Annotated in this window: 20 protein-coding genes; 16 read left to right on the top strand and 4 right to left on the bottom strand. The window is 73.1% G+C overall.

All coding sequences use genetic code 11. From position 1 onward, the window contains the following. The first annotated feature begins 142 nt into the window (after nt 1-142). The 3 genes from ACVHNB_RS10550 (at nt 143) to ACVHNB_RS10540 (ending at nt 3,556) form a co-directional block, all read left to right on the top strand. Entirely contained in the window at nt 143-904 is a 762-nt protein-coding gene (locus ACVHNB_RS10550) for a DUF4142 domain-containing protein (RefSeq protein ID WP_428951648.1), read from the top strand. A gap of 120 nt (nt 905-1,024) precedes the next feature. Further along, nucleotides 1,025-1,795, top strand: coding sequence for a TIGR04222 domain-containing membrane protein (locus ACVHNB_RS10545; protein WP_428951649.1), 771 nt, complete (start codon nt 1,025-1,027; stop codon nt 1,793-1,795). Nucleotides 1,796-1,936: 141 nt separating this feature from the next. Next, nucleotides 1,937-3,556 (top strand): alpha/beta hydrolase, encoded by a 1,620-nt coding sequence (locus tag ACVHNB_RS10540; RefSeq protein ID WP_428951650.1) that lies wholly within the window; start codon nt 1,937-1,939, stop codon nt 3,554-3,556. Between the two features lie 57 nt (nt 3,557-3,613). Here ACVHNB_RS10540 and ACVHNB_RS10535 read toward each other — a convergent pair whose 3' ends face one another. The 3 genes from ACVHNB_RS10535 to hemG all read right to left on the bottom strand — a co-directional run bounded on the left by ACVHNB_RS10535 (nt 3,614) and on the right by hemG (nt 6,457). After that, complete coding sequence (locus ACVHNB_RS10535) at nt 3,614-3,988, bottom strand: RNHCP domain-containing protein (RefSeq protein WP_428951651.1); 375 nt, start codon at nt 3,986-3,988, stop codon at nt 3,614-3,616. A gap of 194 nt (nt 3,989-4,182) precedes the next feature. Further along, nucleotides 4,183-4,920 (bottom strand): hydrogen peroxide-dependent heme synthase, encoded by a 738-nt coding sequence (gene hemQ, locus ACVHNB_RS10530; RefSeq protein ID WP_428951652.1) that lies wholly within the window; start codon nt 4,918-4,920, stop codon nt 4,183-4,185. Nucleotides 4,921-4,924: 4 nt separating this feature from the next. Then, nucleotides 4,925-6,457 carry a protoporphyrinogen oxidase gene (hemG, locus tag ACVHNB_RS10525; RefSeq protein ID WP_428951653.1) on the bottom strand — a complete coding sequence of 511 codons (1,533 nt, stop codon included), beginning with the start codon at nt 6,455-6,457 and terminating at the stop codon, nt 4,925-4,927. Between the two features lie 112 nt (nt 6,458-6,569). On the opposite strand from hemG, the gene ACVHNB_RS10520 reads away from it, so the two are divergent. From ACVHNB_RS10520 to ACVHNB_RS10475, 10 genes are all read left to right on the top strand, one after another. Beyond that, the gene (locus ACVHNB_RS10520; protein WP_428951654.1) at nt 6,570-7,577 is read left to right on the top strand and encodes a DUF4349 domain-containing protein; all 1,008 of its coding nucleotides are present in this window, start codon (nt 6,570-6,572) and stop codon (nt 7,575-7,577) included. A gap of 28 nt (nt 7,578-7,605) precedes the next feature. Next, nucleotides 7,606-8,997: an FAD-dependent oxidoreductase gene (locus ACVHNB_RS10515; RefSeq protein ID WP_456227892.1), complete on the top strand. Its 1,392-nt coding sequence runs from the start codon at nt 7,606-7,608 to the stop codon at nt 8,995-8,997. A gap of 414 nt (nt 8,998-9,411) precedes the next feature. Continuing rightward, a complete protein-coding gene (locus tag ACVHNB_RS10510) occupies nt 9,412-11,436 on the top strand; it encodes a hypothetical protein (RefSeq protein WP_456227891.1) in 2,025 nt (674 codons plus the stop codon). A 48-nt stretch (nt 11,437-11,484) separates the two neighbouring features. Beyond that, nucleotides 11,485-13,008, top strand: coding sequence for a GT4 family glycosyltransferase PelF (pelF, locus tag ACVHNB_RS10505; RefSeq protein ID WP_456227890.1), 1,524 nt, complete (start codon nt 11,485-11,487; stop codon nt 13,006-13,008). Beyond that, nucleotides 13,005-14,522: a hypothetical protein gene (locus ACVHNB_RS10500; RefSeq protein ID WP_456227889.1), complete on the top strand. Its 1,518-nt coding sequence runs from the start codon at nt 13,005-13,007 to the stop codon at nt 14,520-14,522. The genes pelF and ACVHNB_RS10500 overlap by 4 nt, the downstream gene beginning before the upstream one ends. Before the next feature lie 76 nt (nt 14,523-14,598). Then, entirely contained in the window at nt 14,599-15,600 is a 1,002-nt protein-coding gene (locus ACVHNB_RS10495) for an SDR family NAD(P)-dependent oxidoreductase (protein ID WP_456227888.1), read from the top strand. A gap of 63 nt (nt 15,601-15,663) precedes the next feature. After that, the gene (locus tag ACVHNB_RS10490; protein ID WP_428951660.1) at nt 15,664-16,377 is read left to right on the top strand and encodes a nucleotidyltransferase family protein; all 714 of its coding nucleotides are present in this window, start codon (nt 15,664-15,666) and stop codon (nt 16,375-16,377) included. 6 nt (nt 16,378-16,383) lie between these two features. Beyond that, entirely contained in the window at nt 16,384-17,295 is a 912-nt protein-coding gene (locus ACVHNB_RS10485; RefSeq protein WP_428951661.1) for an NAD-dependent epimerase/dehydratase family protein, read from the top strand. Continuing rightward, nucleotides 17,292-17,975 (top strand): spherulation-specific family 4 protein, encoded by a 684-nt coding sequence (locus ACVHNB_RS10480; RefSeq protein ID WP_428951662.1) that lies wholly within the window; start codon nt 17,292-17,294, stop codon nt 17,973-17,975. Before ACVHNB_RS10485 ends, ACVHNB_RS10480 begins: the two co-directional genes overlap by 4 nt. After that, complete coding sequence (locus ACVHNB_RS10475) at nt 17,972-18,787, top strand: endo alpha-1,4 polygalactosaminidase (RefSeq protein ID WP_456227887.1); 816 nt, start codon at nt 17,972-17,974, stop codon at nt 18,785-18,787. Before ACVHNB_RS10480 ends, ACVHNB_RS10475 begins: the two co-directional genes overlap by 4 nt. A gap of 15 nt (nt 18,788-18,802) precedes the next feature. On the opposite strand, the gene hemE is transcribed toward ACVHNB_RS10475, so the two are convergent. Beyond that, complete coding sequence (hemE, locus tag ACVHNB_RS10470) at nt 18,803-19,882, bottom strand: uroporphyrinogen decarboxylase (protein WP_456227886.1); 1,080 nt, start codon at nt 19,880-19,882, stop codon at nt 18,803-18,805. A 197-nt stretch (nt 19,883-20,079) separates the two neighbouring features. Here hemE and ACVHNB_RS10465 point away from each other — a divergent pair, with 197 nt between their 5' ends. The 3 genes from ACVHNB_RS10465 to ACVHNB_RS10455 all read left to right on the top strand — a co-directional run bounded on the left by ACVHNB_RS10465 (nt 20,080) and on the right by ACVHNB_RS10455 (nt 23,041). Then, nucleotides 20,080-20,709: a DUF3000 domain-containing protein gene (locus ACVHNB_RS10465; protein ID WP_456227885.1), complete on the top strand. Its 630-nt coding sequence runs from the start codon at nt 20,080-20,082 to the stop codon at nt 20,707-20,709. 295 nt (nt 20,710-21,004) lie between these two features. Continuing rightward, nucleotides 21,005-21,667, top strand: a complete 663-nt coding sequence (locus ACVHNB_RS10460; RefSeq protein ID WP_428951666.1) for a LuxR C-terminal-related transcriptional regulator — start codon at nt 21,005-21,007, stop codon at nt 21,665-21,667. Nucleotides 21,668-21,766: 99 nt separating this feature from the next. Beyond that, entirely contained in the window at nt 21,767-23,041 is a 1,275-nt protein-coding gene (locus tag ACVHNB_RS10455) for an HRDC domain-containing protein (protein WP_456227884.1), read from the top strand. The last annotated feature ends 65 nt before the right edge of the window (nt 23,042-23,106 follow it).

Below are 23,106 nucleotides of genomic sequence, written 5' to 3'. Positions count from 1 at the left end.
CGCCCGTCCCGTACTGACGCCTGCGGGGCGCGCGGGCCCGCACAACCCCCGTGCCCCGTACCGAAGGTGGCGTAGTCGGGGCTGATGCCCGGCACCCCGTGCCCGGGGCGCACTAGCGTGCGGTGCCGCACCAGGAGGCACCATGCGACTGCTCTCGTCATCCGGCGGCGCCCGCGTCAACGGCACCGCGCTCATCGTCACGGGGCTCGTGGCGACGTTCGCCGCCCTCGTCTTTCCGATCTGGTCGTACGCCGACCGCTCGGGCACCGGCCTGGACACGCTCAACGCCCAGACCGTGTCGACCAGATTCGGCCCGCTGTCGGCCACGGACCGGATCTTCGTCACGAAGGTGCGGCTGGCCGGGCTGTGGGAGATGCCGGCGGGCCAGCAGGCCGAGGAGCGGGCGCCCAGCAAGGCGGTCGAGACGGCGGGCGAGCACCTCGTCGAGGGGCACACGTTCCTGGACGCCCGGGTGCGCGAGGTCGCGGCGCAGCTGAATCTGGAGCTGCCGAACCAGCCCAACCCCCAGCAGCAGAGCTGGCTGCGCACGCTGACGGCGGCGAAGGGCGACGACTACGAGCGGAAGTTCGCCAACATCCTGCGCCGCGCGCACGGCCAGGTGTTCTCGCTGGTGGCCCAGGTCCGGGCCTCGACCCGGAACTCGCTCGTGCGGGAACTCGCGGACGACGCGAACACCACCGTCCTCGACCACATCACGGTCCTGGAGGCCACCGGTCTCGTCGACTTCGACTCGCTGGCCCGGGACGGGGCGACCGCGAGTCCGCCGCCCGCGACCCGCTCCCCCGCCCCGCCGGGGCCGACGGCGTCGCCGGACTCGGCGACACCGGTCACGCCGACGCCGTCGCTGACCCTGCCGCCGGCGGCGTCCCGTCCCCGGACGTGACCCGCGGGCGGCTCCGCGGCCATGAAGGACAACAGACGGAACGTCACATACCGGCAACGCTCTGTCCGCATACTGAACGGGCCGTAGCGCCTACCCGAACACCTGTCGTAGAAACACGGCATGTTCTGGGTCCTGTTCCTCGTTCTGGCCTGCGGCGTCGCGGGGCTGTCCTGCGGGCGGCTGTGCCTCGCGGCCGTGCGCGCCGCCGACGGCGAGCGCGCCGCGGGCGACGCGCACCGGGGGCGCGAACTGTCGCTGTACGAGGCGGCGTTCCTGTCCGGCGGGCCCGCCCGGGTCGCCGACGTGACGCTCGTGTCGATGGCCCGCAGCCGTCGGCTGCTGCTCGCGCACACCGGGTGGGCGACGGTCGTCGACCCGGTGGGCGGGGACGACATGGAGCGTTCGGTGATCGGCGCGATCGGTCCGGCCGGGCAGTCGCTGACAGCGCCGCTGCGGGTGGCCACGGCCGCGGGCGACGCCGTACGCGCGCTGGCCGAGCGGCTGATCGCGGCCGGACTCGCGGTGCCGGACGCGGCCCGGTCGACGGTCGCGGAGGCGGTGCGCCAGGTGCAGTTGGCGGCCGTCGCGGTGGTGGGTCTGGGCGCGGTCGCCGTGCTGATGCCGGGCCGGCCGGGCGGGCCGGGGCTGCCGGTGGCGGTCTGGTTCGCCTTGCCGCTGCTGCTCACGCTGAGCTGTCTGGTCATCGCCCGCATAGAGATCCACCCGTACACGCGCTGGGCCTCGCCGACCGGGCAGCGGCTGCTCGCCGCCCTGCCCAAGGGCACCGGCAGCCTGCTCGCGGTCGCGGTGCGCGGGGTGCGTGCGGTGGACGACCCGGCGCTGCGGGCCGCCCTCGGCGACGGCCCGGAGCACCGCCGGGCCGTGACCTGAGAATCCCCCGGGTGGCGCATCGGGGTCATTGATCCGACACCGGCGACCAGGTGCTTTACTTCGCCAACCACCGCCCCAAGTATCCCTTTGATCCCGAGCCGCAAGGGTTCGAGAGCTCGACGAAAGGGATGCACCCAAGCGATGAGAGCAGCATCCGCCCTCTACGCCGCCGCGGGATCGCTGGTCCTGTCGGCGCTCGTGGCAGCGCCCGCGGGCAGCGCGAGCGCCACGCCCACGGGGCCCGACTCCCCGAAGACGCTGGGCACCGCCGTCGCCGCCGAGCGGGCCGCGGCCGCCGGAATCCGGTTCGGCACGTGCCCCGCCGCGGAGAACCTGCCCGAGCCGGTCACCTGCGGCACCGTGACCGTGCCCCTCGACTACGCGCACCCGCGGGGCCGGCAGATCACCCTCACCGTCAGCCGGATCAAGGCCACCGGGAAACAGGGCGGGCAGAAGGTCGCCCGGCAGGGCGCGTTCGTCTTCAACCCGGGCGGGCCCGGCGGGAACGGCATGTACTTCCCGCTGGCCGGCCTGATGCCCGAGTGGAAGCGCATCGGCGCCGCGTACGACCTCGTGGGCTACGCGCCGCGCGGTGTGGGCCGGTCGGCGCCGCTGTCCTGCCAGGACCCGAAGCACTTCGCGCAGGCCCCCACGCAGGCGCCGACGCACCCCTCGGCCTCGTACAAGAGGGAGCGCGTCGCGCAGGCGAAGGCGTACGCGCGCGGCTGCGCGAAGAACCCGGACCTCGCGCACTACACGACCCTGAACAACGCCCGCGACCTGGACGTGCTGCGGGCCGCGCTGGGCGAGCGGCGGCTGACGTACATGGGTGCCTCGTACGGCACGTACATCGGGGCCGTGTACGCGCAGCTGTTCCCCTCGCACGTGCGGCGGATGGTCTTCGACTCGGCGGTGAACCCGGACCCGGACCGGATCTGGTACGCCAACAACCTGGAGCAGTCGGCGGCGTTCGAGGGGCGCTGGGCCGACTTCCGGACGTGGGTCGCCAAGCACGACGCCACGTATCACCTGGGCAGGACGGCGGAGGAGGTGCTGACGTCGTACGAGCGGGTGCGCGCGGAGCTGGCGCACAAGCCGGCCGGCGGCAAGGTCGGCCCCGGGCAGTTGCAGTCCGCCTTTCTCCAGGCCGGGTACTACGACGACTACTGGCCGATGCGGGCCGTGGCGCTGTCGGAGTATCTGAAGGGCGACCCGAAGCCGCTGATCTCCCAGGCCGCGCCGAGCCCGGAGGCCGCCGCCGAGAACGAGAACGGCACCGCCGTGTACACGGCGGTCGAGTGCAACGACGCGGCCTGGCCGACGGACTTCCGCACCTGGGACCGCGACAACACGCGGCTCGCGCGCCACGCGCCGTTCGAGACGTGGGACAACGCGTGGATGAACCTGCCGTGCGCGTACTGGCCCGCGCCGCGGCAGCAGCCGGTCGACGTGCGGACACTGCCGGGCGAGCTGCCGCCCACGCTGATCCTGGCCGCCGAGCGGGACGCGGCGACGCCGTACGAGGGCGCGCGGGAGATGCACCGGCGGATCGCCGGTTCGGTGCTCGTGACGGAGCGGGGCGCGGGGACGCACGGCATCGCCGGGGGCGCCAACTCGTGTGTGAACGGGCACCTGGACGCGTACGTGCTGGACGGTCAGGTGCCGCTGCGGCGGGCCGCGGCGTGTGCCGCGCACGCGGAACCGACGCCGCTCGGGGCCGGGTCGCGCGGGCTGTCCGACGAACCCCTCGGGGCCGGCTGACCCGAGGCAGGAGCGGAGCCCGGGAGCTCCGCTCCTGCCTTGCGGGAAGGGCCTTGCCTAGAGCGCTCCGAGCCGTTCGAAGGGGAACGGGGACTGGACCAGCGGGCGGACCGCCAGTCGCGTCAGGGGGAGCGCGTTGTCGTCACCGGCCGTGCGGTTGGCGTGCAGGACGCCGCAGCCGGTGCAGGAGTGCACCAGGACCCATTCGCCGTCTTTGCGGACGGAGATGGCCAGTGGCTCCATGCGGGCCCCGCAGTCGGCCGCCCGGTCGCCCGGGGTGTCGTCGAGGTGACGGCTCCACAGACAGTTCGGGCAGTGATTGCGGTGGCCCGTGCCGACGGCGGTCATCGACACGTCGAGACCGCAGTTCAGGCAGCGGAAGGACTGGGCGCGCGCCTCGGTGCGCGCCCGCCTGGAGGTGTTGCGGGACATCGTGGAAACGACTCCTGAGCGATGCGGAAGGGACTGAGGTCTCTGCACTCCGCCTCGCATCCTGGGAGTTCACGCACAAGATGCGAGAACGGTCCCAAGGGCCGTGGGCATACAACACCACCTCTACGTCATCCGGCTCGGGCCTCTCGATGAAAGCCCGAGCCGGGACGTGGGAGCAACCGAATTGACGCGCCCTACGCGAGGCCCGCCACCAGTTCGGCGACCGACTTGCGGCGGCCCGTGTAGAACGGGACCTCCTCGCGCACGTGCTTGCGGGCCTCGGAGGCGCGCAGGTGACGCATCAGGTCGACGATGCGGTACAGCTCGTCGGCCTCGAAGGCCAGGATCCACTCGTAGTCGCCGAGCGAGAACGACGCGACCGTGTTGGCGCGCACGTCCGGGTAGCCGCGGGCCATCTTGCCGTGGTCGGCGAGCATCTTGCGGCGCTCGTCGTCGGGCAGCAGGTACCAGTCGTAGGAGCGCACGAACGGGTACACGGAGACGTAGTCGCGCGGCGTCTCGTCGGCCAGGAAGGCCGGGATGTGCGAGCGGTTGAACTCGGCGGGGCGGTGCAGCGCCATGTTCGACCACACCGGCTCCAGGGCGCGGCCCAGCTTGGTGCGGCGGAAGAGGTTGTACGCCTCCTGCAGCTGGTCGGCGGTCTCCGCGTGCCACCAGATCATGAGGTCGGCGTCGGCGCGCAGCCCGGACACGTCGTAGGTGCCGCGGACCGTCACGTCCTTCGCGCCGAGCTGGTCGAACAGCTCCTGGACCTCGTCCGCGTAACCCGCGCGGTCCTCCGGCAGCACGTCCTTCAGCCTGAAGACCGACCAGAGGGTGTAGCGGATGACCTCGTTCAGGTCCTTGGCCAGCTTGCCCTTGTTCGGGATCCGCTCGGCGGGGGCTGCGGTGGTAGGGGTGTCGTCGCTCATGCCCTCATTCTCCTGCTCCGCCGTGCATGCTCTGCACCGGGTTCGCCTTCAGCTCCTCACGGGTGCCGGTGTCGCCGCGCAGCTCGTCCACGGCCGCGTACGCGCTCGCGATGCACGCCGGGATGCCGACGCCGTCGTACGCGGCTCCGCACACGGCGAGGCCGGGGAGCTGGCCGATGTGCTCGCGGATCCGGGCCACCCGGTCCGTGTGGCCGACGGGGTACTGGGGCAGGCCGTCCTGCCAGCGGGTGACGTGGGCCGCGACCGGGCCCGCCGTCAGGCCGGTGGCCTCGCGCAGGTCGCCCCGCGCGATGTCGACGAGCTCGGCGTCGTCGCGGCCGAGGTCCTTCTCGTCGCCGTAGCGGCCGACCGAGGTGCGCACGACGAGGAGGTCCGGGTTCTCTGCGTCGATCCAGCCCCACTTGTGGGAGGCGAACGTGGCGGCCTTGATGGTGTGGCCGTCGACGGGCGGGACCAGGAAGCCGCTGCCCTCCGGGAGGCGGGCCTCGCTCCTGCGGTACGCCATCGTGATCAGGGCCATGGACGCGTACTCGATGCCGCGCAGCTCCTGGGAGGCCAGCGGGGAGGCGGTGCGCAGCAGGCTGGCCGCGGCCGGGGCGGGCAGGGCGATGACGACCTGGTCGGCGGTGAAGGTGCGGCCCTGTTCGGTGACCACGCGCCACAGGGGCTCGCGGTCGGCGGACGTCCCCGCGTCGTCCGCGGCGGCGCGTGCGGCCCCCCGCGCTCCCAGGGACGTCGCGCGTTCCCCGAGCAGGATCGTGCCGCCCCGCCGGGTCACGGCGTCGGCCACGGCGCCCGGCAGGGTGCCGATGCCGCCCTCGATGCCCATGAACACCGGGCCCGTCTGCTGGTTCTGCGCGGTGCGGGCCTGGAGGGCACGGACCGCCGCCGTCAGGGACCGGTGGCGGCGGGCCTCCTCGAACAGCTGGGGTACCGCGCTGCGCAGGGAGATGCGGTAGGCGTCGCCGGCGTAGACGCCGCCGAGGAGCGGTTCGACGAGCCGGTCGACGACCTCGCGGCCGAGGCGGGCCGCGACGTACTCGCCGACGGCGACGTCGTCACCGAGTTCGGTGGGGGGCAGGTCGGCGTCCCGCTCGATGCGGGCCAGGCCTTCCTCGGAGAGGACGCCGGCGAGCGCGTCGGCGCTGCCGGGGACGCCCATGACGTGGCCCTTGGGCATCGGGTGCAGGGTGTCGCGGGTCCAGATCGAGGCGGTCGCCGTGGACGGCGGCTGGAGGCGGTCCGCCAGGCCGGTCTCGCGGGCCAGGCCCACCGCCTCGGGGCGGCGCGCCAGCATCGACTCGGCGCCGAGGTCGACGCGGGCCCCGGCGATCTCGCCCGCGCGCAGCTTGCCGCCGAGCCGGTCGGACGCCTCCAGGACGGTCACCCGCACCGGGTCGTCCTCGTCGGAGGCGTCGAGCAATCGGTGCGCCGCCGCGAGGCCCGCGATGCCGCCACCGATGACGAGGACTTCGCGGCCCCGTCCCGTTCCCGTACCTGTGTCCGTTTCGCGCATGCCCCCACTCTGTCAGAACGCGGCCCCGTCGCCGACGAGTCCCGACCGTGACCGGTTCGGGACCGCCCGGCAACCACCGGACGGCCCACTCGCGCGTCGAAGGAGGCGTCCGATGACCGTCACGTCCCCCGGGGGTACGACGATGCACACGTCCGGAACGACCCGTACACGACCACGGCCCGCGGGTGCCCTGGCCGCGCTGCTGCTGACCGCGGCGCTCGCGCTCACGGGCTGCTCGGCCGCCAGCGGCGGCAGCAGCGATACCAAGAGCGACGCGGGCGGCGAGGCCGCCGCCCCGCAGGAGGCGGGCGGGGCCGCCGACAGCAGCCGGTCCGGCGGCAAGTCGTCGGGCACGAGAAAGCCCGCCCGGCTCGCCGGGGTCCACGTCATCCGGACCGCCACGGTGTCCGTCCGCGTCAAGGACGTGCCGGACGCGCTCGACAAGGCACGTACGGTCGCCGAGGAGGCGGGCGGTCTGGTCGGCAACGAGACGACGGACCGCGACGGGTACGGCCGCGAGCGGTCGCGCGTGACGCTGCGGGTGCCGCAGGAGGCGTACGAGGACGTGCTCGACCGGCTCTCGGGCGCGGGGCGCCTGGTGAAGCGGAACGTGACCGCGAAGGACGTCACCGATCAGGTCGTCGACGTGGACAGCCGCATCAAGTCGCAGCGGGCGAGCGTGGCGCGGGTGCGGGAACTGATGGACCGTGCCTCGAAGTTGAGCGATGTGGTGACGCTGGAAGGGGAGTTGAGCAGCCGGCAGTCGGAGCTGGAGGCGCTGCTCGCGCAGCAGGCGTCGCTGAAGGACCGGACGACGCTCGCGACGATCACGCTGAAGCTGTCCGAGGCGCCCGCGAAGGCGGCGGGCGGCGAGGACGACGATCCCGGCTTCCTCGACGCGCTGTCGGGCGGCTGGAGCGCCTTCGTGACGGTGCTGAAGTGGCTGGCGATGGCGGTCGCGGCCGTGCTGCCGTTCGCGGCGGTCGCGGCGCTGCTGGTGTTCCTGTGGCTGCGGTTCGTCCGTCCCCGGCTGCCGCGGCGCGCCGGGAGCCGGCCCGTGCACACGGCGCTCGGCCCGCTGCCCGCGCACCCGGAGCCGGGTCCCGACCAGCAGGACTGACCCGGGCGGCCCACGTAGCGTGGGGCGCATGAGCACTGAGAACTCTGCGCGTGAGCGGCTTGTGGTCATCGGCGGCGACGCGGCGGGCATGTCCGCCGCGTCGCAGGCGCGCCGGCTGCGCGGCCTCGACGCGTTGGAGATCGTGGCCTTCGAGCGGGGCGAGTTCACCTCGTTCTCCGCGTGCGGCATCCCGTACTGGGTGGGCGGCCAGGTCGCCGGGCGGGACGAGCTGATCGCCCGCTCGCCCGAGGAGCACCGGGAGCGCGGCATCGATCTGCGGACGGGCACCGAGGTCGTGCGGATCGACGTCGAGGGGCGACGGGTACGGGCGCGCGAGGTCGACGGCGGGGCCGAGTACTGGGTCGGGTACGACAAGCTCGTGATCGCGACGGGGGCGCGCCCGGTGCGCCCGGACCTGCCGGGGATGGACGCGGCCGGGGTGCACGGGGTGCAGACGCTCGGCGACGGGCAGGCGCTGCTCGACACCCTGCGGGCGACGAAGGGGCGCCGGGCCGTCGTGGTGGGCGCCGGGTACATCGGCGTGGAGATGGCCGAGGCGCTGATCCGGCGGGGGTACGAGGTGACCGTCGTCAACCGCGGGGCCGAGCCGATGTCGACGCTCGACCCGGACATGGGACGCCTTGTGCACGGGGCGATGACGGGCCTGGGCATCACCATGGTCGACGACGCCGAGGTGACGAAGATCCTCACCGGGGACGACGGACGGGTGCGGGCCGTGGCGACCGCGGACGCCGAGTTCCCCGCGGACGTGGTGGTGCTGGGGATCGGCGTACGGCCCGAGACGGCGCTGGCGAGGGACGCGGGACTGCCGCTGGGCGAGCACGGCGGGCTCCTCACCGACCTGGGGATGCGGGTGCGCGGCCATGAGGACATCTGGGCGGGCGGCGACTGTGTCGAGGTCCTCGATCTGGTGTCGGGGCGCGAGCGGCACATCGCGCTCGGCACGCACGCGAACAAGCACGGGCAGATCATCGGGTCGAACGTGGGCGGCGGGTACGCGACGTTCCCCGGTGTGGTGGGGACCGCGGTGAGCAAGGTGTGCGAGCTGGAGATCGCGCGCACGGGGCTGCGCGAGAAGGACGCGCGGCGCGCGGGGCTGCAGTTCGTGGCGGTGACCATCGAGTCGACGAGCAGGGCGGGTTACTACCCGGGGGCCGCGCCGATGACGGTGAAGATGCTCGCCGAGCGGCGCACCGGGAGGCTGCTCGGGGTGCAGATCGTGGGGCGCGAGGGCGCGGCGAAGCGGGTCGACGTGGCGGCGGTGGCGCTGACGGCCGGCATGACGGTGGAGCGGATGACGGCCCTCGATCTGGGGTACGCGCCGCCGTTCTCGCCGGTGTGGGACCCGGTGCTGGTGGCGGCGCGGAAGGCGGTGGCGGCGGTCCGGGCCGCGGGGTAGGCGGGCCGGGTGCGGAGGACCCCGCATGCACAGAATGCTTGCATCCGCACAGGAGCCCCTCAACTGACCTTGTGTCACTGGCCGATTCGATTCTCTGCGTGGAACCGGTTTCCGCCGCACAGCACGACGACACGTGCACGTGGCATGCATACGCCTGAGCGGCCAACCCGCTCCGGAACTCTTCGCTCCGGCGAACCTCGACCCCCCTGGGCACCACCCGACGCACCGCCTGGCGGCTGCTCTCATTTTCCGCCACGTTCCACAGAATCCGCACACAGCTCCCGGGCTGGACGCACTATGTGACGCGTCAGAGCGGCGCGGACACGCACAGCTACATGCGGGCGCGCCGCTGGGGGGCGGGCGCACGACGGTGGGGAGCCGTCGCGCGCCCGACCATGAGGGGACCACCACCACATGAATCGCTCCGCACGAGCGGCGGCCCTCGGTGCCGGCGCTCTGCTCCTTGCGCTCGCGACGCCCGGCGGACCGGTGTCCGCGGCGGCCGACGAGCAACCCCGTGTCGACCTACGCATCCTGGTGGTGACGGACGGCGGTCCGGCCACCGCGGCGCTCTCCGCCGAACTCGCCAGCCAGGGAACGCCGTTCACCACGGTGGACCTCAGACGACCGGACCGCCCGGCGATCGACGCGGCGTTCCTCGCGGACACCGTCGACGGCCGGCCCCGCGCCAGGTACCAGGCGGTCGTCCTGCCCGACGACAACCCGTTCGGCACCGGCTCGGCGGAAGCGGCGGCGCTCGCCGACTTCGAGCGCACCTATGCGATTCCGCAGGTCGACGCCTATACGTACGCCAGACCCGAGGTCGGCCTGCAGGTACCGGAGTTCAGCGGGTCACTGGACGGGGCCGCCGGCCGGGTCACGGACGCGGGCAAGGCCGCGGCGTTCGGCTACTTGTCCGGCTCCGTACCCTTCGAGGACAACTCTCCTTCCGTGGACGAGAGTTACGGATTCCTCGCGCACCCGGCGCAGGACGCCGACTTCACGAGCTACGTGGACGCGGCGATCCCGGGAACGGATGAACGGGGCTCGCTGGTCGGCGAGTACAAGCACGACGGACGCCGTGAACTCGTGGTCACGTTCGTCTACAACCAGTACCAGAAGCAGTTCCGGCTGCTCGCCCGCGGCATCGTCGACTGGATGACCCAGGGCGTGCACCTGGGCGCCTCCCGCAACTACTTCGCGGTGCACGTGGACGACGTGTTCGCCGCCGACGACCGCTGGGACACCACCCTCGACTGCACACCGGGCGACGTCGACTGCCCGCCCGGACAGGGCACCCCGGACCCGATCCGGATGACGACCGCCGACGCCGCCTACGCGGCGCAGTGGTCACGCCTGCGCGGGTTCACCCTCGACATGGTCTACAACGGCGGTGGCAGCGAGCTGTACCGGCAGGAGAACGACGGCTCCGACGCCCTCGCCGACCGGCTGGTCACGGACCGGGCCGCGTACCGCTGGGTGAACCACACCTACGACCACCCGTTTCTGGGCTGCGTCCAGGACGTGAGCGTCGTCCCGTGGAAGTGCGCGACGGACGCCGGCGGCTCCACCCGGTACGTGTCCCGCACGGAGATCTCGCGGCAGATCTCCGACAACCGGGCGTGGGGACAGCGCAACGGACTCGACCTGGACACCACCGAGTTGGTCACCGGTGAGCACTCGGGTCTGAAGGTGCTGCCGCAGCAGCCGGACGACAACCCGAACCTGGCGGGCGCGCTGACGGACAACGGGGTGGCGTCCCTCGGCTCCGACGCCTCCCGCGACCCGGCGCAGCGGCTGGTCGGCCCCGCGCTCACGGTGCCGCGCCACCCGATGAACGTCTTCTACAACGCGGGCCGGGCGGCCGAGCAGGTCGACGAGTACAACTACATCTACACGAGCACGGCCGACGGCGGCAGCGGGATCTGCGAGGGCTCCACGACGACCACGTGCCTGGACGAGCCGCTGGACACGGCCACCGGCTACACGTCGTACATCGTGCCGCTGGAGGCCGCGACGGCCCTCGGGCACGTCCTGTCGAACGATCCGAGCCCGCACTTCATCCACCAGTCGAACCTGGCCGAGGACCGCATCGCCTACCCGGTCCTGGACCGGGTCCTGGACACGTATTCCGCGCTGTTCACGTCCTCCGCCCCGGTCGTGAACCTGCCGATGGCGCAGCTCGGCGCCGAGATGAAGGCCCGCGCCGACTGGCGCGCGGCGGTGCGCGACGGAGAGGTGACCGCGTACCGGATCGGTACGTCGGTGACGGTGCGGGCCCCCGGCGGGGTCACGGTCACGGCGACCGCGCCGAGCGGCACGGCGCAGCAACTGAGCACGGGCACAAGGGAGTTCGGCTCTTCCTACGCGGGAAGAGCGTCGGGCTGGGTGTCACCGGGTCCGTCGCAGGACCGGGTGACGCTGAACCTGCCCGGCTGATCCCGCACCACCGCCCCCGCCCGTAGCGAACAGTCGCGGAGCTTCATCATGCCCGAGCCCCCGTCCTCTCCCGTCCCCTTACGTTCCCGCCCGCACGTCACCCTGCTGACGGAAGGCACCTATCCGCACAGTCACGGCGGCGTCAGCGTCTGGTGCGACCAGCTCGTGCGCGGCATGCCGGACTTCGACTTCGACGTCCTCGCGGTCACCGGCACCGGGCGCGAGTCGATCGCCTGGGACCTGCCGCCGCACGTGTCGGCGCCGACCGGCCTGCCGATGTGGGGCCCCGCACCCGAGGGCCGCGCCCCGCGCGGCCGCGCCGGCCGCCGGCTCCTCACCGCCTACGAGGAGTTCCTCTCCCCCTTGCTGGACCCGGCCGCCGAGGACGTCTTCGGTCCGGCCCTCTACGAACTGGGCCGCTACGCCCGCGCGGGCTGGCTCTCCCCGGTGCTGCGCGGCGATCACGCGGTGCGGGTGCTCGCGTCGGTGTGGCGGCGGCCAGGTCTGGACGTGGCCGCCGCCCGGCCGAGCCTGCACGACGCGCTGACCGCGACGAGTCTGCTGGAGCACGCGCTGCGGCCGCTCGCGGCGCGGCCGCCCGAGCGCGGGGTGGCCCACGCGGTGAGCGGCGGCATCGCGGTGCTGCCGGGGCTGATGGCCCGTCATGAGCACGGTGTACCGCTGTTGTTGACGGAGCACGGGGTGTATCTGCGCGAGCGCTACCTCGGCTACCGCACGGGCCCGTTCACCTGGCCGGTGAAGGCGGTGATGCTGGGCTTCTTCCGGCTGCTGGCCGAGGAGACGTACCGCAGGGCCGCCCTGATCACGCCGGGCAACCGGTACAACCGGCTGTGGGAGGAGCGCGGCGGCGCCGATCCGGAGCTGATCCGCACCGTCTACAACGGCGTGGACCCGGCGGCGTTCCCGCCGGCCGGGCCCGAGCCGGAGCGGCCCACGCTCAGCTGGGCCGGCCGGGTCGACCCGATCAAGGACCTGGAGACGCTGATCCGCGCCTTCTCCCTGGTCCGACAGGAGCTTCCGGAAGCGCAGTTGAGGCTGTTCGGGGGCACTCCGCGCGGCGGCGAGGCCTACCGCGCACGCTGCGAGGCGCTGGCGGTCTCCCTCGGGACCGGGGACGCGGTGCGGTTCGAGGGCCGGGTCGAGCACATCAAGGACGCGTACGCGGCAGGGAATGTCGTGATGCTGTCCAGCATCAGCGAGGGCTTCCCGTTCACTTTGATCGAGGCGATGTCGTGCGGCCGGGCCACGGTGTCCACGGACGTCGGCGGGGTGCGCGAGGCCGTCGGCCCGACGGGCTTGGTGGTGCCGCCGCGCTCCCCCGAGGCGATGGCGCGGGCCGCCCTCGACCTGCTGTCCGATCCCGGGCGGCGGGCGGCGATGGGCGAGGCGGCACGGCTGCGGGTGATCGAGCAGTTCACGCTGCGGCAGACCGTGGACGCGTTCCGCGCGATCTATCTGGAGCTCGGCGCCGACGGCACCCGGCACACCGCCGGGTCCGCCGGATCCACCGGGTCGGCCGAGTCCGGCGAGTGGGACGGGGTGGCCGGATGAGCGGCCCCCTCGCCCTCCCGCCGGGCGCCACCGCCGAGGACGACCTCGCGCTCCGGCTGGCCCGCCCGCCCCGGCGCGGCCCGTCCTGGGCACGGTCCGCGGAGGAGGCCGAAAGCATCGGGCTGCGCCTGGTGACGTCCTCGGCCGTCCCCGCACCGGGGAAACCCGCCGACGACACATACGACACCGCCGACGCCGACGCCGACGCCGCCGGTCGGGGCGTCGTGTCCGGGAGCAGGCCGAGGGCGGCCCGCGCCGCGCTGCGGCCCGCCCTCGCCGACGACCCCGTCGACACCCTGGCCGCCGAACTCGCCGACGACGTCGGTGCCGCCGTGCACCCGTACGAGGTCGCGGCGCTCCTGGAAGCGCAGGGGATGAGCGCGGACCGGGTGCGGGACACGTACGGACATGCCGATCTGTTCTCGCTGGCCGAGGACCTGTTCCGGCGGGTGCCCCGCGCCTTCCCGAAGCCCGTCGCGGCGGTGGCGGACCCCTGGCGGCCCGACCATGCGCGGTGCGCGCTGCGCGGACTGCTGTTCACGCTGCCCGGCGCCGCGTACCTGCTGGCCGCCGGGGCGTGGCGGGACACGGCCGGGCTGCGCGGCCTGATCGTCGCGGCCCTGGTGTCGTGGGGGTGGTCGCAGGCGTTGAGCCACCGCGCGTACATCTGCCTGGTCGCCGGGCTCCGGGAGGCGGGCCGCGCGCTGCTCGTGGGCGCGCCGCTGGGCGCGGCGGCGGCGTCCTGCGTCGGGCTCGCGGTCGCGGGTCCGGGCCCGGGGGCGGTGTTCGCCGCGGCGCAGTCCGCGTATCTCGCCGCGGCGGGCGTGCTGCTGGTGTTCGGGCGCGAGCGGCTGCTCGCCGTCGCGCTGACGCCGGTGACGGCGGGCGTCGCGGCGCTGTTCTGGTGGCAGCCGCCGGCGCCGGTCCGTATCGGGCTTCCGCTGCTGACCCTGCTGCTCGCGCTCGGCGCGGCCGCACTCACCCTGCGCACGGCGCTGTCCGCCGCTTCCGTGCCGAGGACGACGACATCTCTGGTGCGTTCGCTGCCGTACGGTCTGTTCGGCCTGGCCGCGGGGACGCTCACCACGCTCGCCGGGCGGCAGCACCCGTACGCCGTCGTCGTGCTGACCCTCAGCATGGGTCCGGCCGAGTGGCTGCTGCACCGCTACCGCGGGCTCGCCGTCGCCGCTCTGCGCGCCTCCACCACCTTCGAGGGCTTCCAGCTCCGCGCCGCCCGCGCCCTGCTCCTGTGCCTGGCGGCCTATCTGGTCCCGCTGGGTGCGGGCGCCCTCGCCGTGTCCGGCCCTCCGGCCGAACTCCTCGCGCTCGGGGCCCTGTTGTGGATCGCCCTGCTGCTCCAGGCGTTCGGCAACGCCTGGCTCCCGGCGGCGGTCACCCTGGCCACCGCGGCAGCCGCGACCGTGCTGCCGGGGACGCACTGCACCGCCACGACGGCCTGCCTCCTGCTGGCCTTCGCCGTACGCCACCTGGGCAGCCCGACCGCCCACACCTGATCACTTCGCACTCCCGGGCCAGGCCCCCGCCCACCCCTGAACCACACCACCACCGGCCCATTTCCCGGGAGCACCCATGACATCGGCATCCCTTGTCGCCGTGACCGGAGCCGAGGGCTTCATCGGCTCGCACCTCACCGAGGCACTCGTCGCCACCGGCCACCGCGTCCGCGCGATGGCCCAGTACAACTCCTTCTCCAGCCACGGCTGGCTGGAGACCCTGCCGGCCGACATCCTCGCGGAGGTGGAGATCGTCCTCGGCGACGTCCGCGACCCCGGCTCCGTGCGCGGTCTGGTCCAGGGCGCCGAGACCGTCTACCACCTGGCGGCGCTGATCGCGATCCCGTACTCGTACCAGGCGCCGCACAGCTACGTCGACACGAACGTCACCGGCACCCTCAACGTCCTCGAAGCGGTGCGCCGGTCGTGCACGCCGCGCCTCGTCCACACCTCGACGAGCGAGACGTACGGCACCGCGCGGACGGTCCCGATCACCGAGGACCACCCCATCAACACCCAGTCCCCGTACGCCGCTTCGAAAGCCGGCGCCGACCGGCTCGCGGACAGCTACTTCGCGGCCTTCACGACCCCCGTGGTCACGCTGCGTCCTTTCAACACGTTCGGTCCGCGTCAGTCGATGCGGGCCGTGATCCCGACCGTCATCGGCCAAGTGGCCGCGGGCAGAAGGGAGATCACGATCGGCGATCTGCGTCCGACACGCGACTTCACCTACGTCGAGGACACCGCCCGCGCCTTCCTCGCGGTCGGTACGGCGCCGCTGGAGCAGGTGGCCGGCCTCACGTTCAACGCCGGTACGGGGGGCGAGATCTCGGTCGGCGACCTGGTCCGCCTCATCGGCAAGGTCATGGACGCCGACCTGGACGTCCGCGAGGACGAGCGCCGTGTCCGTCCGGCGAACTCCGAGGTGATGCGTCTGGTGGCCGACGCCTCCCGGCTGCACGCGGCGACCGGCTGGTCCCCGGCCCACGACCTGGAACAGGGCCTGGCGAAGACGGTCGCGTTCTTCCGCGACCCGGGCAACCTGGCCCGCTACAAGACGGACATCTACAACATCTAGGTCCTGTACGGCAGTTGTGAAGACGAACACCAGCGCCGCCCCCACAGTCGAAGGGAGCCGACCGTGCACGCCGTCATCCTCGCCGGAGGCAAGGGCGTCCGACTGCGCCCGTACACCACCGCTCTACCCAAACCGCTCGTCCCGATCGGCGATCAGCACGCGATCCTGGAGATCGTGCTGCGCCAGCTCGCCGCGTCCGGCTTCACCACGGCCACCATCGCCATCGGCCACCTGGGCCACATCATCCGTGCCTACGTCGGCAACGGCGCCCGCTGGGGCCTGCGCGTCGGCTACTCCAGCGAGGACAGCCCGCTGGGCACCATGGGCCCGCTCCTGACGATGATGGACCGGCTGCCCGAGCACTTCCTCGTCATGAACGGCGACATCCTCACCGACCTCGACTACGCCGAGGTGCTCCGCGGCCACCGGACGTCCGGCGCGCCGCTGACGATCGCGACGTACGCCCGTGAGGTGCACATCGACTTCGGGGTGCTGACCACGGACGACTCCCGGGTCGTGGCCTTCACGGAGAAACCCAGGATGGACTGCCGCGTCTCGATGGGCGTGTACGGCGTATCCCGCGACACGCTCGCCACGTACACCCCGGGCCTGCCGCTCGGCTTCGACGAACTCGTCCTCGACCTGCTGAAGGCCGAGAACCCGCCGCGCGCCCACGAGTTCGACGGCTACTGGCTCGACATCGGCCGGCCCGACGACTACGACCGGGCCAACGCCGAGTTCACCACCCATCGTTCCCTGCTCCTGAAAGGAGTGTGACCGGCCGTGCGCATCCTCGTCCTGGGCCCCACCGGATACCTGGGCGGGCACATCGCCGAACGACTGCGCGCCCTGCCGGGCGTGCGGCTCCTCACCGGCGGCCGCCACCCCTACGACGACCTGCGGATCGATCTCGTGACGGCCTCGCCGGGCGCCCTCGCGGACCTCATCGACCACGCCGCGCCCGACGCGGTCGTCAACTGCGTGGGCGCTGTCGGCGGCAGTGCCCTGACCCTCGTCGACACCAACTCCCGTGTTCCCGCCGTCCTGTGCGAGGCGATGCATCTCGCGGCCCCGGCCGCCCGCCTGGTCCACCTGGGCTCCGCCGCCGAGTACGGCCCGACGATCCTCGGCGAGCAGACCCCGGAGAGCGCGCCGGCCCGGCCCGCGTCCCTGTACGGCGCGAGCAAGCTCGCGGGCACCCTCGCGGTCACCGGTTCCGGGCTCGACGCGGTGGTGCTGCGCGTGACGAACCCGGTGGGTCCCGGTGCGCCCCGCGCGGGTCTGCCGGGCCGCCTCACCGCCGAGATCCGGGCCGCCCTGCCCCACGACCCGCCCGGCACGGTGCAGGTCGGCGATCTGTCGGCGCACCGCGACTTCGTCGACGTACGCGATGTGGCGACGGCCGCGGCCCTCGCCCTGACCGCGCCCGGGCCGCTGCCGCCGGTCCTGAACATCGGCAGCGGTCACGCCGTCCCGGTGCGCGATCTGGTGCACGGACTGATCCGCGCGTCCGGGTTCCGCGGCCGGGTGGAGGAGACGCTCGGCGTCGTGGGCCGGTCCCCGTCGGTGCCCTGGCAGTGCGCCCAGGTCACCGCCGCCCGGCGCGAGTTGGGCTGGAGCGCGGAACACCCCCTGCACACCTCGCTGGCCGCGCTCTGGTCGGCGGACGGTGCGCCGGCCAGGGAGCTGCGATGAGACAGGGCCGGCTGCTCGTCCCGCTGTACGTCCACCCGGCCACGGACCCGGGCGCCTGGCAGGCCCTCGTCGTCGCGGCGCCGCAGCTCTACGGGGTGGTCCTGAACGTGACGGACGGTCCGGGCAGGGCCCCCGACCCCGCGTTCGCGGCGGCGTCCCGGGCGCTGCGCGAGGCGGGCGTCCGGGTCCTCGGCTACGTCGACACGGCGTACGGGGAACGGGAGCCGGGGCCCGTCACCGACGACGTGTCCCGGCACCGCGACTGGTACGGCGTCGACGGCTGTTTCCTCGACCGGGTGGCGCCGGGCCGCGGCGATCTGCGCCGCACCCGGCGCCTGGTCCGCTCGGCCCGGGACGAGGGGGCGTCGACCGTCGTACTGAACCCGGGGGTCCACCCGGCGTCGGGCTATGCGGGCGCCGCCGATCTGCTGGTCACGTTCGAGGGCCACTGGTCGACGTATCTGCGCGCGTTCGACGCCCCCCAGTGGACCGCCCGCCACTCCCCCGAACACTTCTGCCATCTGGTGTACGGGGTGCCCCCGACCCTGACCCGTCTCGCCGCCCGGACGGCGCTGCGCAGGGGCGCCGCCGTGCACTGCGCGGTCCCGGGTTCGGGGCCGAACCCGTGGACACGGCCGCCGGGGATGCCGGCGGAGGACGACGAGGAGGAGGAGCGGTGAGCCGCGCCCACCGGGGGCGGTCCGCGGTCCTCGCCACCGCCCTGCTCTGCCTGGGCGGCTGCGTGAGCGTCGGGAACGGGACGCAGCGCCCCTCGGACGGCCCCGCTCACACCGCCCGTTGGCAGCCCCGCCCCGGCACCGCCTGGCAGTGGCAGCTCGACGGCCGGGTCGACCCGAGCGTCGACGCCCCGGTGTACGACATCGACGGCTTCGAGAACACGGCCGCCGACGTGGCCCGGCTGCACCGCGCGGGACGCCACGTCATCTGTTACGTCAACGCGGGTGCGTGGGAGAACTTCCGCCCGGACCAGGACGCGTACCCGGACCGGATCCTGGGGCGGACGAACGGCTGGGCGGGCGAGCGCTGGGTCGACATCCGCCGGCTCGACGTGCTGGAACCGCTGCTGGCCCGGCGCTTCGACATGTGCCGTCGCAAGGGCTTCGACGCGGTCGAGCCGGACCTGCTCGACGGCTTCGTGAACCGCACCGGGTTCCCGCTCACCGCCCGGCACCAGCTCGCCTTCAACCGTATGGTCGCCCGGCTCGCCCATGAGCGGGGCCTGTCCGTCGGCCTGAAGAACGATCTCGACCAGGTCCCCGACCTCGTGCGGGACTTCGACTTCGCCGTGAACGAGGAGTGCGCCGAATTCGCGGAGTGCGCCTCGCTCGCCCCGTTCGTCAAGGCGGGCAAGGCGGTGTTCCACGTCGAATACGCGCTCCCCACCTCCGCTTTCTGCAGCGGCGCGAAGCAGCGGGGCTTCTCCTCGATGCGCAAGAAGCTGGAGCTGGGGGTGTGGCGGGCGCCCTGCTGAGGCCCGCCGCGGGGATCAGACGGCGGTCTGCGTGTGGACGTACTCGACCAGCCGGGTCAGCGCGTCCGGGTCGGTGCTCGGCAGCACGCCGTGCCCGAGGTTGAAGACGTGGCCCTCCAGGCCCGCCGCCGCGTCGAGCACCTCGCGCGCCTTGGCCTCGACGGCCTCGGGCGTGGAGAAGAGGATCGCCGGGTCGATGTTGCCCTGCAGCGCCTTGCCGGGGCCGACGCGGCGCGCGGCCTCGTCGAGCGGCACCCGCCAGTCGACGCCGACGACGTCCGCGCCGGCCTCGCCCATCAGCCCGAGCAGTTCACCGGTGCCGACACCGAAGTGGATGCGCGGCACTCCGTAGGACTCGACGGCCTGGAAGACCTTCTGCGAGGCGGGCATGACGGAGCGCCGGTAGTCGGCCGGGGACAGGGCGCCGACCCACGAGTCGAAGAGCTGCACGGCGCTCGCGCCGGCCTCGATCTGCACCTTCAGGAAGGCGGAGGTGATCTCGGCGAGCCGATCGAGCAGGTCGGCCCACAGCTGCGGGTCGCCGTACATGAGGGCCTTGGTGTGCTCGTGGTTGCGGGAGGGTCCGCCCTCGACGAGGTAGCTCGCGAGGGTGAACGGCGCGCCCGCGAAGCCGATGAGCGGGGTGGCGCCGAGCTCCGCGGTGAGCAGGCCCATGGCCTCGGTGACGTAGGTGACGTCGTCCGGGGTCAGGTCGCGCAGCTGGGCGAGGTCGGCGCGGCTGCGGATCGGGTTGGCGACGACCGGGCCGACACCGGGCTTGATGTCGAGGTAGATGCCGATGGCCTTGAGGGGCACGACGATGTCGCTGAAGTAGATGGCCGCGTCGACGTTGTGGCGCCGCACCGGCTGCATCGTGATCTCGGCGACCAGCTCGGGCCGCGTGCACGACTCCAGCATCGGAATGCCTTCGCGCACCTTGAGGTACTCGGGCAGCGAACGCCCCGCCTGTCGCATGAACCACACCGGCGTGTGCGGCACGGGCTCACGCCTGCACGCCTTGAGGAAGGCGGAATCCTTGACGGCGTCGTGCGTCGCTGACGGCTGCTGGCCCGTGGCCTCGGTGTTGGCACTCACACGAGAGAGTCTCGCACGGCCCCCGCGTGTCACGGGAACGGCGTCGGCGACGGGTGTCCTTGCCTGCGCGCGGCGCTCCTTCCCCTTAACCTTCCCGGCATGGCTGCGGCTCAGGGACGACGGTCGGCAGCCCGGAAGACTCTGGCGACTCGAACGGGATGAGTGAATCGGTGCGGGAGGGGCAGAACGCTCGGGACATGAACGCTGCACAAGAGGATGACGCCACCCCCCTGGCCTTCCGCACGGCGGTCGACGCCCTGCGGTCCGCACGGCTGCGCCCGGAGATCGAGATCGATCCGACGCGCCCGCCGCAACGCCTGGCCCCCTTCTCCTATGCACTGGAGGCCACGGTCGTCGACGCGGCCGATGACGAAGCCCTGGCCGACGGACGCCTCGTGCTGCTCCACGATCCGGCCGGGCACGAGGCGTGGCACGGCACGTTCCGGCTGGTGACGCTGGTGCGCGCGGAGCTCGAGGCGGAGATGGCCGCCGATCCGCTGCTCCCCGACGTCTGCTGGTCGTGGCTGACGGGCGCGCTGCAGGCCCGCGGCCTCACGTACGGAGAGCCGTCCGGCACGGTCACCCGCGCCAGTTCGCACTACTTCGGCGGGATCGGTGACCGGCCGCCCGCGTCGCAGATCGAGATCCGCGCGTCCTGGACGCCGCGCGAGGGCCGGGGCGGGGTGCCGGACACGGCCGCGCATCTCGCCGCGTGGTGCGAGCTGCTGTGCCAGGTCGCCGGCCTGCCGCCGGTGGCGGCGGGATCGAACGGTCCGGACGGCGCGGTGGTGACGCTGCCGCAGCGCCGGGGCCCCCATCCCTCCTGATTCCCGCTTTTCAGCAGCGATCAGCAACGACTGTTTTCGGCCGCGTCGGCAGTGCCCGACGCGGCCGTTTCTCGTTTTCTGACGGGCGAGACGATCCCGGTGCGAACCGGTTCGATTCGGTTCGATCTTCGGATGATCGATAATGTGTCCGAATTGCGTGAATTGTTACTCACCAAATCGTGATCTTTCTCTAAAGGCGGGCGGGTTTGCTGCCGAAGACGACTGTGACCTTGAAAGCACGGTTCGTCCCGGCTTCTTCCCCGAGCCGGCCCCGTCCCGCACCCCAGGAGGCCTGGTGTCCGTTCTCCTCGAGCAGCCCTCAAGCCTGGTCGCCTACCGCCCGAACAAGCCAACCGCGATGGTGGTCGTGGCCGACCCCCGCGTCCGTTCCACCGTCACCCGCCATCTGTGGGCGCTCGGTGTTCGTGACGTGATCGAGGCCTCGTCCGTCGCGGAGGCTCGTCCCCGCATCGGCAACCCCCGCGACATCTGCGTCGCCGACGTCCACCTCCCCGACGGATCCGGCCTGACGCTTCTCTCCGAAACCCGAGCCGCGGGCTGGCCCAACGGGCTGGCCCTCTCCGCCGCCGACGACATCGGCGCCGTGCGCAACGCCCTCGCGGGCGGCGTCAAGGGCTATGTCGTCACCGGCACCCGCACGAACGTAGGACTCCCCACCCGCCCCGGCGCCGCCCCGATCGGGTCCGCGGCCGCCCGTATGCACCGCCGCCCCCCGGGTACCCCGAGCCACCCGGGCGGCTACCGCGAACTGTCCGGACGTGAGGTGGAGGTGCTCCGCCTGGTCGCCGAAGGGCAGTCGAACAAGGCCATCGGCGTCTCGATGGGCCTGTCCGCACTGACCGTCAAGAGCCATCTCGCCAGGATCGCCCGCAAGCTCGGCACGGGTGACCGGGCCGGCATGGTGGCGGTCGCCCTGCGCACCGGAATCATCCACTGATCGAAGACTGGCCGGATCTTTCCGGTTTACGCACCTTCAGCGCCCGTCGACGGAACGTTCCGTCGACGGGCGCCGTCCGTTCACAGATACCCTTGACAGGTGACCGACGCCCAAGAGACCGCAGCAGACAGTTCACTGCGCACCACCGGAGGCGCTCCTCCGGACGACGTCGAGACGGCGCCGATCCCCCTGCTCGAACCGCGCGAGGGCATTCCGCCGGTGATCGCCGACGAGACCGCGCTCGCCGACATGGTCGCGGCCTTCGCCGCGGGCACCGGACCGGTCGCCGTCGACGCCGAGCGGGCTTCCGGTTATCGCTACGGGCAGCGCGCCTATCTGGTGCAGCTGCGCCGCGAGGGAGCCGGCTCCGCGCTGATCGACCCCGTCGCCTGCCCCGACCTGTCCGGGCTCGGTGCGGCCATCGCCGACGCCGAGTGGGACCTGCACGCCGCGACCCAGGACCTGCCGTGTCTGCGCGAAATAGGCATGGTGCCCTCGAAGCTGTTCGACACCGAGCTGGCCGGGCGGCTCGCCGGGTTCCCCCGCGTGGGCCTCGGCGCGATGGTCGAGAACGTGCTGGGTTACGTACTGGAGAAGGGGCACTCGGCGGTCGACTGGTCGACGCGGCCGCTGCCCGAGCCCTGGCTGCGCTACGCGGCCCTGGACGTCGAGCTGCTCGTCGATCTGCGCGACGCCCTGGAGAAGGAGCTGGACCGGCAGGGCAAGCTCGACTGGGCCCACCAGGAGTTCGAGGCGATCGCGTCGGCGCCGCCCGCGCCGCCCCGCAAGGACCCGTGGCGCCGCACGTCCGGCATGCACAAGGTGCGCAGGCGTCGGCAGATGGCCGTCGTGCGGGAGCTGTGGACCGCGCGGGACCGGGTCGCGCAGCGCCGTGACGTGTCACCGGGCAAGGTGCTCGGCGACGGGGCGATCGTCGAGGCGGCGCTCGCCCTGCCGCCCAATGTGCACGCGCTGTCGGGACTGCCCGGCTTCGGGCACCGCATGGGACGACGTCAGCTGGAGCAGTGGCAGGCCGCCGTGGACCGGGCCAGGGCGCTGCCGGACTCGGAGCTGCCGCAGCCGGGCCAGCCGGTGGCCGGGCCGCCGCCGCCCCGGGCCTGGGCGGACAAGGACCCGGCCGCGGCGGCGCGGCTGTCCGCGGCGCGGGCCGGGGTGTCGAGGCTGGCCGAGGCGCTGAACATGCCGCAGGAGAACCTGATCACGCCGGACACGGTGCGCAGGGTGTGCTGGGAGCCGCCGGCCTCCGTGGACACCGACTCCGTGGCGGCGGCGCTGGCCTCGCACGGGGCGCGGCGCTGGCAGGTGGAGCAGGTGACGCCGGTGCTCGTGACGGCACTGTCGGCGCACGGCTGAGCCGACGCCCGTCCGCCGTCCGGCCGAGTCCACCGGAGTCCGGCGGAGTTTCAACAGGGTCCCGT

This window comes from Streptomyces sp. YJ-C3 (assembly GCF_053891275.1).
This window is presented reverse-complemented; position numbering and strand designations above follow the sequence as displayed.

Coding starts and splice junctions, on each gene's coding strand:
- ACVHNB_RS10550 (WP_428951648.1), top strand. CDS start 143: ATGCGACTGCTCTCGTCATCCGGCGGCGCCCGCGTCAACGGCACCGCG.
- ACVHNB_RS10545 (WP_428951649.1), top strand. CDS start 1,025: ATGTTCTGGGTCCTGTTCCTCGTTCTGGCCTGCGGCGTCGCGGGGCTG.
- ACVHNB_RS10540 (WP_428951650.1), top strand. CDS start 1,937: ATGAGAGCAGCATCCGCCCTCTACGCCGCCGCGGGATCGCTGGTCCTG.
- ACVHNB_RS10535 (WP_428951651.1), bottom strand. CDS start 3,988: ATGTCCCGCAACACCTCCAGGCGGGCGCGCACCGAGGCGCGCGCCCAG.
- hemQ (WP_428951652.1), bottom strand. CDS start 4,920: ATGAGCGACGACACCCCTACCACCGCAGCCCCCGCCGAGCGGATCCCG.
- hemG (WP_428951653.1), bottom strand. CDS start 6,457: ATGCGCGAAACGGACACAGGTACGGGAACGGGACGGGGCCGCGAAGTC.
- ACVHNB_RS10520 (WP_428951654.1), top strand. CDS start 6,570: ATGACCGTCACGTCCCCCGGGGGTACGACGATGCACACGTCCGGAACG.
- ACVHNB_RS10515 (WP_456227892.1), top strand. CDS start 7,606: ATGAGCACTGAGAACTCTGCGCGTGAGCGGCTTGTGGTCATCGGCGGC.
- ACVHNB_RS10510 (WP_456227891.1), top strand. CDS start 9,412: ATGAATCGCTCCGCACGAGCGGCGGCCCTCGGTGCCGGCGCTCTGCTC.
- pelF (WP_456227890.1), top strand. CDS start 11,485: ATGCCCGAGCCCCCGTCCTCTCCCGTCCCCTTACGTTCCCGCCCGCAC.
- ACVHNB_RS10500 (WP_456227889.1), top strand. CDS start 13,005: ATGAGCGGCCCCCTCGCCCTCCCGCCGGGCGCCACCGCCGAGGACGAC.
- ACVHNB_RS10495 (WP_456227888.1), top strand. CDS start 14,599: ATGACATCGGCATCCCTTGTCGCCGTGACCGGAGCCGAGGGCTTCATC.
- ACVHNB_RS10480 (WP_428951662.1), top strand. CDS start 17,292: ATGAGACAGGGCCGGCTGCTCGTCCCGCTGTACGTCCACCCGGCCACG.
- ACVHNB_RS10465 (WP_456227885.1), top strand. CDS start 20,080: ATGAACGCTGCACAAGAGGATGACGCCACCCCCCTGGCCTTCCGCACG.